This is a genomic window from Streptomyces sp. NRRL B-24572 (genome assembly GCF_002156145.1).
Taxonomy (GTDB): Bacteria; Actinomycetota; Actinomycetes; order Streptomycetales; family Streptomycetaceae; genus Streptomyces; species Streptomyces vietnamensis.
Window position 1 is genome coordinate 24,184 of the sequence record NZ_MWIG01000114.1, and the last position, 8,684, is coordinate 32,867.

The window sequence follows — 8,684 nt, forward strand, 5'->3', positions numbered from 1 at the left end:
TTGTTCTCTACGCCGTCGCGGGGGAGTTCTGGTCGTTCTCTACGTCGTCGCCGGGGAGCCCTGGCCGGACCGGGAGGTCGCGCCGCGGTACCAGTACTCGAGGGTCAGCACGTGCCACAGATGCTTGGAGTGGTCCCGGTGCCCGGCCGCGTCCTCCGCGGCGAGCCGCTCCAGGGCGTCGCGGCGCAGGAAGCCGGAGCGGACGAGCTCGCCGTCGTGGATCACCTCGCGCACCAGCGGGGCCAGGTCGCGGCTCATCCAGGCGCGCAGCGGGGCGCTGAACAGGCCCTTGGGCCGGTACACGATCTCCCGCGGCAGGACCGAGGCCGCCGCCTCCTTGAGGACGGCCTTGCCCTGCCGGCCGACGATCTTGCGGTCCCCGGGCACGGTGAACGCCGCCTTGACCACCTCGACGTCCACGTACGGCACCCGCACCTCGGTCGACGCGGCCATGCTCGACCGGTCCGTGTACGCGAGGTTCAGGCCCGGCAGGAACATCCGGGAGTCGCCCAGGCACATGCGGTTGACGAAGTCGTCCAGCTCGTTGTCCTCGTAGACGTCCGCGTGCTCCGTCAGCACGTCGTCGACCGTCCCGGCCAGGTCCGGATCGATCAGGCCGAGCAGCTCGTCCCGGTCGTACATGGTGTAGCTCCGCCGGAACGCGGTCTCCTCCGGCAGATCGGCGAAGGACAGGAACCGCTTCGCGAAGCGCACCGACCGGTATCCCCGGCGGGCCGAGGCGACCGGCAGCAGGTCCACGGCCCTGGACAGGCCGCTCCGCAGGGGGCGCGGGACGCGCTGGTAGCGCAGCGCGATCAGATTGGCCAGGTGCTTGCGGTACCCGGCGAACAGCTCGTCGGCGCCCATCCCCGAGAGCATCACCTTCACCCCGGCCTCCCGGGCGGCCGAGCAGATCAGGAAGGTGTTGATCGCGGCGGGGTCGCCGATCGGCTCGTCCAGGTGGTACGTCATCCGCGGCAGCAGGTCGAGCACGTCCGGAGCGATCTCGATCTCGCGCAGGTCGACGCCGAACCGCTCGGCCACCTGCCGGGCGTAGCGCAGGTCGTCCGGCATCGCCTCGAACCTGGCGTCCTCGGCACGGAACCCGATCGTGTAGGCCGAGATCCCCGGCTGCTCGCGGGCCGCGAGCGCCGTCAGATAGCTGGAGTCGAGCCCGCCCGACAGGAAGGTCGCCACGGGGACGTCGGACAGCAGATGACGCCGGGTCGACTCCTCCACGATCGCGGCGAGGTCCGGCAGCTCACCGGCCAGCGCCCGCTCCCGGCCCTCGGCGGCGACGTCCTTCAGGTGCCAGAACCGGCCGCGCTCCACCCGGCCGTCCGGCCGGACTCGGAGCCAGCTCCCCGGCGGCAGCTTCTCCGCCTCGCGGAACGCGCACCGCGAGTCCGGCACCCAGTAGTAGAGCAGCGAGGCCACCAGGGCCGCATGGTCCACCTCCAGGGATCCGCCGGTCACGGCGGCGAGCGCCTTGAGCTCCGAGGCGAACACCAGACCCTCGCCGCGCCGCAGCAGGAACAGCGGCTTGATGCCCAGCTGGTCGCGGGCGAGCACCAGCTCACCGGTGCGCTCATCGAAGATCCCGAACGCGAACATGCCGCGCAGCCGGGGCAGGCAGTCCGTGCCCCAGCGCCGCCAGGCCTCCAGGAGCACCTCGGTGTCGGAGGTGCCCCGGAAGCGCACGCCGGCCGCCGCCAGCTCGGCCCGCAGCTCGGGCGCGTTGTACAGCTCGCCGTTGTACGTCAGGACGAGGCCGTCCGAGACCATCGGCTGGGCGCCGGTCTCGGACAGGTCGACGATCGACAACCGGCGGTGCCCCAGGTGCACTTCGCCGTCACCGACGGGATGGCCGTACCGGCCGGCCCCGTCCGGGCCGCGATGGGCGAGGGTCTCGGTGAGCCGGTCGGTCACTTCCTTCCCGTCAGGCCAGCGGTACGTGCCTGCGATGCCACACATGTGCTACCGAGCCTCCTGGTCGCTGTCCGGGACCGTCGCCCACACGGGCAGACGCTCCCTCCGCCGCCGGTCCGCGCCGTTCGGCCGGGCCGGCCCCTCGTTCTGGCCGCGCGGCGCGGCCTGCGGCCCCCCGTCCCACAGCGTGCCGTCGGTCCGGTCACGCGGATCGGGGTCGATCAGCACCACACCGAGCACGAGAATGCGCTGGTCGGCGAGTTGCCGCGCCACGGTGTGCAGCCAGGCGGCGCTGCCGTGCCCGGCCCGCACGACGAGCACGGTCCGCGTGCCGAGGTACGGCAGGTCGGTCCACGCCGCGCCGGGCGCCACCGAGCCGACGCCGAGCCGGCGCTCCTGGTGCGCCACGGCCGCGGCACGCTCCAGGCCGACCACGGTCGGGTCCCCGGGCCGCGGGCGGCGGTCGGCGAGCTCCGGTCCCGGCAGTCCGTCGACGACGACCACCGGCCCCTCCGCGCCGAGCGCCCCGGCGAGGTCCAGGGCGATCACGCTCGCGCCGCCCGCGCAGCCCAGTTCGAGCAGGGACATCGGCTCCGCGGAGCCGCGCGCCGTACGGGCCAGGGACGCGGTGAGCCGGGTCCGTGCCGCCCGGGTCCGGCGGCGCTGCCACCGCCGGCCCGGCCGGCCGGGCAGCTCCGCGATCACCGAGGCGCCGAGGTTCGCCGCGATCTCCCGGCGCAGCACGGGACGGTCCGCCACCACCGTTCCGACGGCCGCCACCGCGAGCCCCAGGGCGAGCCCGAGGACCAGCCCGATCCCGGCGTCCTTGGCGAGGGTCTTGAGCAGGGAGCGCTTGACCGGGCGCGGGTCGTCCACGATCTGCGTGCCGGAGATCAGCCGGGGCGCGCCGATGCGGGCCTCCTCGGCGCGCTGGCTGAAGTCGGAGATGCGCGAGGTGAGTTCGGCCCGGCGTGAGAAGAGCGACTCCGCGTTCGCGGAACCCTTCGGCGCGCCCTCCGGCGATTCGTCCCCGATCTCCTTGTTGACCTGGGCGAGTTCGTCCTTCAACCGGTCCCGCTGGTCGAGCAGGGCCTTGGCGTCGGCGTTCGCGGCCTGCTGTATCCGCCGTACGTGGTCCGCGACGAACGCGTCGGCCAGCGCCTTGACGCGGGCGACCGCCTCGGCGTCGCTGTCACCCTTCGCGTTGATCTGCAGCAGGTTGTTGGTGAGGCCGAGCCCCTCGTAGTCCTTCATGAAGTCCTCGGGCTTCTCCGAGGAGCCGAGGGCCTTCAGGGCGTCACCGGCGATCCGCGTGGTCTGCAGCAGCGCGACATCGGTCCGGATCAGTGTTCCGGGGTCGTTCGGCTGGTCCTCCTGGCGGGCGACGAGGACCTTCGTCATCGCGGTCGGCGGCGCCGGCAGCAGGACCGCCACCGCCGCGCCGAGGATCAGCCCGAGGAGCGCGAGCGAACCCCAGAGGCGGCGGCGTCTGCGTACCGCCACCACCAGGGAGTGCAGGTCGAGCAGCGGAGCGGCGGCAGGCGACTCCGCGGTCGTACGTGTCGTCACGCCGAACCTCCCGTCGCGTCGGCGCCCACGGCGAGCGCCGCCGTCGCGGCTTCCCGGGGCCGGCCGGCGGACCGCTTCGTACGGATCCGGACCGTGCCGGCGAGGACGACGCCGACGACCTCGTGCCCGGCGTCCGCGCACGCCTCGGCGATGCCGGTGAGCTCACCGGCCGTCCAGTGGCCCGCGCTGAGCACGACCAGGGCGCCGGACGCGTCGTCGCGGTCCGGCACCATCGGCTCGGACACCGAGACGCCCACCATCCGCAGCGCGGGGTCGCCCCCGGCCTCGGCGACGAGCTCCCCGGCGGCCCGGCGGGCGATCGGGTCGCCGTCCGGGACGACGACGAGCAGCGGCCGGGGGGCCGGCAGCCGGTCCCGGAGACGGGCGCACACCCGCCGGTAGCGGATCTGCCGTCCGGCCTCGTCGCCCGAGGTCCGCGGGGCCGGGACGTCCCACCGCACGTCGGTGCCGAGCAGCCGGCGGAACCAGGTCCGCGGACCCCGCCCCTCCGGCCGGTGAGCGTGCCGGTCGGCGGGCACGTCGACGGTGCCGAGGAGCGCCACGCCGAGCGCCCCGGCGATCTCCCCCTCGGTGCGCAGCCGGCGGCTCATCCGCGCCGCGGTGAGGTGACCGATGACCGCGACCAGGAAGAACAGCAGCGCCCCGGCGGCGACGAGCTGCTCCCTCGTCGGCGGTGCCTCGCCGGTGGGCCGGGCCGCCGGGCCCATGACGACCATGTGGGCCTTGCTCGACTTGGGGTCGGCCTGGCCCAGTTTCTCGATGGACTCCTGCAGCGAGGTCCGCAGCCCTTCCAGCTCGGTGCGGGTCTGCACGCTCTCCACGCTCCGCCCCGTACCGGCCGCGTCGGCCAGTTCGGTGATGCGGCGGCCGGCCTGCGCGACCGTCTGCCGCAGGGTCTCGAGCCGCGCCGCCGCCTCGGGGTCGGCGTTGTCGCCCACGATCCGCGCGGCGAAGGCGACGAACTGCTCGGCCACCTGGTCGGAGAGCTGCTGTGCGCGCTCGGGCGTGTCGGCGGTGCCCGAGATCTCGATGATGTTCCCCTCGGAGGTCTTGGCGGTCACCCGCTCCTTCAGCTCGGTGGTGCCGACCCCCGTCCAGTGGAGCGCGGACGCCACGCGGTCGATCACCACCGAGCTGGTGGCGACCTCCGCCTGGGTCCGCAGCTCGCGCTCCTCCCACGCGCCCGGCAGCAGGACGGACGCCGACGTCGTGTAGCGCGGCGGGAACAGCAGCGAGGTGCCGTACCCGACGAGCGCGCCCACGACGACGAGGATGGTGAGAAGCCGCCGTCGCCGACGGAGGATCCGCCCGACCGTGGCCAGACGTATGGTGTCATCGCTCAACGGAGCGGCCTCGTCCCTTCCCGGTCCGTGCCGTCCGCCGACGCCGGGGCGTGGGGACGGCAGGCGGCGGCGTAGGCGGCGAGCAGCGCGCGCTGGGAGTTCGGCCAGGACAGCGGCCCGCCGATCCGTTCCTGACCGATCTTGCCCATGAGCTCCCGCTTCTCCGGGTCGTCGAGGAGCTGCCCGATCAGCCGGGCGAACTCGGACTCGTCGTTGGCGGGCGCGTAGACGGCTGCGTCACCGGCGGAGACGCGCGCCTCCCGGAGGTCGAAGGAGACGATCGGCCGGCCCATGACCATGTACTCCAGGACCTTGTTCATGGTCGACACGTCGTTGAGCGGATTGTGCGGGTCGGGGGAGAGGCACACGTCGGCGGTGGACAGGTGGCGCACCAGATCGGCGTCCGGGATGCGCCCGGTGAACTCCACCTGCTCCGAGAGCCCCAGCTGCCGGGACAGCTCCACCATCGCGTCGAAGGTGTCGCCGCCGCCGACGAACACCGCGTGCCAGTCGGTCCGTCCGACCTCGTCGCGCAGCTTCGCGAGGGCGCGCAGGGCGTAGTCGACGCCGTCCTGCGGGCCCATCACGCCCAGGTAGCACAGCAGATGGGGCTTGCCGCGCTTCAACTCGGGCTCGGGCGGCACGGGGTGGAACCGGTCGACGTCCGGCGCGCTGCGCACCACGAACACGTCCTCGGGCCGCCGGCCGCCACGGCGTACCGCGACGTCCTTATAGCTCTCGTTCGTGGCGAGCACGACGTCCGCGGCCCGGTACGTCATCCGTTCGAGCGCGCACACGCCGCGGTAGAGCAGGTCCTTGCCGCGGTCGAACCGGGACAGGTACAGCTCGGGCACCAGGTCGTGCTGGTCGAAGACGAACCGCGTCCCGCGCCGCTTCAGCCAGAGCGCGGGCAGGAACAGCAGGTCGGGCGGGTTGCAGGCGTGGACCACGTGGACCGGGCCGACCTTCCGGGCCAGCCGGAAGGTGTGCCACAGCGCCGATCCGTACTCCTTGAGGTATCCGGCCGGTCCTCCGGTGGCCGCGCGCAGCGGGTAGCGGTGGATCCGCACCCCGTCGATCTCCACCTCCCGCTCCGTGTCCCGCTTGCTGCCCTGCGGGCAGATGACGTCCACCGTCCAGCCCGCGTCGCGCAGCGTCGTGCATTCCTGCCACACCCGCCGGTCGAACGGCACCGACAGGTTCTCGACCAGGATCAGCGCGCGCCGGGCCCGCCTCCTGCCACCGGGCTTCGTGCCACCGGGCGTCGTGCCACCCGGCTTCGTGTTACCAAGCAAGACCCATGTACCCCGGTTCGGCCCGCCGCGCGTCGGCGTCGGGAAGGTGGACGAGATCGATGATCACCGGGCTGTCGCCGTGCGGCAGCGCGGACAGTACGGCCGGGTCCTTGGTGCCGACCAGGCACACCTCGGCATGGTCGAGCACCTCGTCGACGGACTCCGCGAGCAGCTGCGCGAGGTGCGGCAGCCGGGTCTCGATGTACTCGCGGTTCGCGCCGAGCAGCCGGGACAGGTTCACGTTGGGGTCGTAGATCCGCAGGTCGTACCCCTTGCCGAAGAGCCGCTCGGCCAGCTCGACGAGCGGGCTCTCGCGGAGGTCGTCGGTGCCGGGCTTGAAGGAGAGACCGAACAGGCCCACCCGACGCTTCCCGCTGCGCTCGACCAGTTCCACCGCGCGCTGCAGATGGTCGGCGTTGGAGGGCAGTACGTGGGAGAGGATGGGCACCGAGACGTCGGCCCGCTGCGCCGCGTGGACCAGGCTGCGCAGGTCCTTGGGCAGGCAGGAGCCGCCGAAGGCGAAGCCGGGCCGCAGATAGGCGGGGCTGATGTTCAGCTTGCGGTCGGCCAGGAACACGTCGATCACCTGGTGCGAGTCCACCCCGAGCGCCTGGCAGACCGCGCCCAGCTCGTTCGCGAAGCCGATCTTGAGGCCGTGGAAGGCGTTGTCCGCGTACTTGATCGCCTCGGCGACCGGGACCGGCACGCGGAAGACCTCGCCGGGCAGCCCTTCGTACAGCGCCGCCACCACGTCGCCGCTCTCCGGGTCGAGTTCGCCGATGACGGTCTTGGGCGGGTCGAAGAAGTCCTTCACGCTCGTGCCCTCGCGCAGGAACTCCGGGTTGACCGCGACCCCGACGTCCACCCCGGCCGTACCGCCGACGTACTTCTCCAGGATCGGCACGAGCAGGTTCAGGCAGGTGCCCGGGAGCATGGTGCTGCGGAAGACGACGGTGTGCCGTCCACCCCGCTCGGCCACCGCGGCACCGATCTCCTCGGTGACCCGCTCCAGATAGGTGGTGCACAGGCTGCCGTTGGGCTCCGAAGGCGTGCCCACGCAGACCAGCGACACCTCGCTGCCCATGATCGCCTCGCGGACGTCGCGGGTGGCGCGCAGCGCGCCGGTCCCCACGACCTCGGCGATGAGCTCGCCGATCCGCTCCTCCACCACCGGGGCCTTGCCGTCGTTGACCAGGTCGACCTTGACCTGGTTCACGTCCACCCCGATGACCTCGTGCCCCATGCCGGCCAGGCACGCGGCCGACACGCAGCCCACGTAGCCGAGCCCGAACACGCTGATTCTCATGACCCGTTCCTCCCCCCAGTCAGGCCCTTCCGGCCTGCGGTCCGCGTGCGGGCCGGACGACTTCCCCCGTGCATCAGTACGCCCCCTGCCCGTAGAGCACCGCGCGCAGCGTCTTCCACAAGATCACCGTGTCCAGGGCGAGCGACCAGTCCTCCACGTACCGCAGGTCGAGGCGCACGGCCTCCTCCCACGGCAGGTCGCTGCGTCCGCTGATCTGCCACAGGCCGGTCAGTCCGGGCTTGACGAGCAGCCGTCGCTGGACGTCCGGGCCGTACGCGGCGGACTCCTCCGGTAACGGCGGCCGAGGACCGACGAGCGACATCGATCCGGTGAGCACGTTGAAGAGCTGCGGGAGCTCGTCGATCGAGTACCGGCGCAGCACCGTTCCCACCCGGGTCACCCGCGGGTCACGGCGCATCTTGAACAGCGGTCCCGCGCCCTCGTTGTGGTCGGCGAGCGCGGCGCGTGCCGCCCCGTCGGCCCCGGTGACCATCGTGCGGTACTTGAGAATGGTGAACTCGCGGCCGTCCTTGCCGACCCTGCGCTGGCGGTAGAACGCCCCGCCCCGGCTGTCCAGCATCACGAGCAGCGCGACGAGCACCATCAGCGGCGCGAACAGGATCAGCAGGGCCGCCGCGCCCAGCCGGTCGACGACCCCCTTGATCGCCCGGCGGCCGCCGGTGAAGGCCGGCATGCTGACCCGCAGCAGCGGTATCCCGAGCACCGCGTCGACGTGCAGCCGCGGGCCGGCCACCTCCATCAGCACGGGGGCCACGACCATCTCGGCATCGCTGCCTTCGAGGTTCCAGGCCAGTCGCCGCAGCCGCTCGGGCGACCAGTGCGGGTCCGGGGTGACCGCGACGACCCGGTAGCCGTCGTGGCGGACGTGCTTGGCGACATCCTCCAGTTCTCCGACGACCGGGACCCCGTCCACCAGGTCACCGTCGAGCCCGCGACCGTCCGTCGTGCACACCGCCTCCACCCGCCAGCCGATGTGCGGGAACTTGCGGGTCCGGGTGATCAGGTCGCGCACGGTGTCCGGGCTGCCGGCCGCGAGCACCGGGCGCAGACAGCGCCCTTCCTTCCGCTCCCTGTGCAGCCAGAGGCGCAGCAGATACCGCTCGGTCATGGTGACGAGCGCGATCGCCGGGAGCGCGACGAAGATCCAGAGCTTGATGTTGCGCGAGGTGAGGGCGATCCCGCCGAGCGCCAGGACGACGG

6 protein-coding genes are annotated in these 8,684 nt (G+C 72.7%); all 6 read right to left on the reverse strand.

Annotation, left to right across the window (positions count from 1 at the left end; all coding sequences use genetic code 11):
* Positions 1–39: 39 nt before the first annotated feature.
* Positions 40–1,974: an asparagine synthase (glutamine-hydrolyzing) gene (gene asnB, locus CCN56_RS07230; RefSeq protein ID WP_086824705.1), complete on the reverse strand. Its 1,935-nt coding sequence runs from the start codon at positions 1,972–1,974 to the stop codon at positions 40–42.
* Between the two features lie 3 nt (positions 1,975–1,977).
* Positions 1,978–3,498 (reverse strand): Wzz/FepE/Etk N-terminal domain-containing protein, encoded by a 1,521-nt coding sequence (locus CCN56_RS07235; protein ID WP_086824707.1) that lies wholly within the window; start codon positions 3,496–3,498, stop codon positions 1,978–1,980.
* Complete coding sequence (locus CCN56_RS07240) at positions 3,495–4,862, reverse strand: polysaccharide biosynthesis protein (RefSeq protein WP_086824709.1); 1,368 nt, start codon at positions 4,860–4,862, stop codon at positions 3,495–3,497. Before CCN56_RS07240 ends, CCN56_RS07235 begins: the two co-directional genes overlap by 4 nt.
* Complete coding sequence (locus tag CCN56_RS07245; protein WP_373412837.1) at positions 4,859–6,157, reverse strand: glycosyltransferase family 4 protein; 1,299 nt, start codon at positions 6,155–6,157, stop codon at positions 4,859–4,861. The genes CCN56_RS07240 and CCN56_RS07245 overlap by 4 nt, the downstream gene beginning before the upstream one ends.
* Complete coding sequence (locus CCN56_RS07250; RefSeq protein WP_086824711.1) at positions 6,147–7,463, reverse strand: nucleotide sugar dehydrogenase; 1,317 nt, start codon at positions 7,461–7,463, stop codon at positions 6,147–6,149. The genes CCN56_RS07245 and CCN56_RS07250 overlap by 11 nt, the downstream gene beginning before the upstream one ends.
* A 73-nt stretch (positions 7,464–7,536) precedes the next feature.
* A partial coding sequence (locus CCN56_RS07255) for a sugar transferase (protein ID WP_086824713.1) occupies positions 7,537–8,684 on the reverse strand: 1,148 nt, incomplete at its 5' end.